This is a genomic window from Streptomyces sp. P5F9 (genome assembly GCF_057961495.1).
In genome coordinates this window covers 1-1,374 of record NZ_JBXVPZ010000913.1, presented here as the reverse complement: position 1 = coordinate 1,374, position 1,374 = coordinate 1, and the positions used below count along the sequence as shown (strand labels likewise).

Genomic DNA, 1,374 nt, shown 5'->3' with positions numbered 1-1,374 from the left:
CCCCCAGGCCCACCGATACCACGCCCTCCCGCTACGGCGTCCGCGAGGACCTTCCCCAGCCCCAGCAGCGCTGGCTCCCCGAACTGTGGAACGGCCAGGCCTGGCAGCTCTGCGGCACCCCGCGCCGCGACCGCCACGAGGCCGAGCTGTACATCAACGCCGCGCGCCGCGGCTCCCGCCCGGCGATGGCGTACCGCCTCGTGCACGAGTTCACGGACTACGAGGTGCTGCGGGTCTGGGGCACACCGGTACACGTGGACATCGAACCCCTGGGGAACCTCTGACGTGTGCCTGTGCGCGCTCGCGCTGCCGTTGTGGTTCGCCGCGAGGAACGCCCACCGGTTCGTCGACGGTCACCGGACGATCACGGAGGGGTCATCGACGCCGCGATCGGCGCGGCGCTGATCGTCTCGGTCGCCCGGTTCAAGTCCCGCTAGCCGTCCGGCTGTTCCCCTCCCCGTTCCTGTTCCCGTTCCTGTTCCCGTTCCCGTTCGATGACCAACCGGGTCTGCTCCGCGTCCAGTTGGTACACCGTCTCGTGCGCCCGCGGGTCCCGTGCGTGGAAGGTGTGGAACAACGGCCCTGTCCCACCGCCCAGTTCGACCCGTGAGGCCGAGGCACCGCGTACCGCCCGCTCCGTGCCGGGCGCGGTCGTCAGGTCGATCCGGTTGACGACCCCGGGCGTGACCCACACCGGCGTCGCCTCCAGGAAGCCGAAGAGCTGGAGGTGGAAGTGCCCGGTGAGGACGACCCGTACGTCACTCCCCCGGATCGCGTCCGCCAGCTCCCCGGGATTCCGCAGCCCGAAGGCCTGTTGGGTCGGCACGTCGAGGGCGATCGGCGGATGATGGAAGGCGAGGACGGTCCCGTTCCCGAACGGCGTGCTCAACTCCTCCTTCAGCCAGTCCAGTTGGGCCCCGCTCAGCCGCCCGTACACCTTCCCCGGCACCAGCGAGTCGAGCGTGATGAACCGATACCCGCCCACGTCACTCACGGCCGCGCACGCGAACTCCACCGGAAACACGGCGGACACGACCCGGTCCGTGCCGTCCGCGGCCAGGTGCCCGCTCCCCAGCACCTTCCCGAACGCCTCGCGTTCGTCATGGTTCCCGGTCGTGTAGAAGACCGGCACCCCACCCATCGCCCGAGCGAACCCACCCACCAACTCCCGCACAGCCGCATACGCCTCCACCGCCCCGTCGTTGGCGAGGTCCCCGGTGACGACGATCGCGTCCACCCCGCGCTGGTGCCGCAGCTCGGCGAGCATCAGCCGCAGCGAGTCGGTCGCGTTGATGCCATGGCGGTTGGGGGCGTCGGTGCGCTCCAGGTGGGTGTCGGACAGGTGCAGGATCCTCATGCCGGGGAACGCTAGCC

1 protein-coding gene and 1 pseudogene are annotated in these 1,374 nt (G+C 70.5%); one reads left to right on the top strand and one right to left on the bottom strand.

Annotation, left to right across the window (positions count from 1 at the left end):
• Window positions 1-284: pseudogene (locus AC31A1_RS51425) on the top strand (hypothetical protein); the annotation flags it as partial.
• A gap of 149 nt (window positions 285-433) precedes the next feature.
• Here AC31A1_RS51425 and AC31A1_RS51420 read toward each other — a convergent pair.
• Entirely contained in the window at window positions 434-1,357 is a 924-nt protein-coding gene (locus AC31A1_RS51420) for a metallophosphoesterase (protein WP_489659915.1), read from the bottom strand.
• Between the last annotated feature and the right edge of the window lie 17 nt (window positions 1,358-1,374).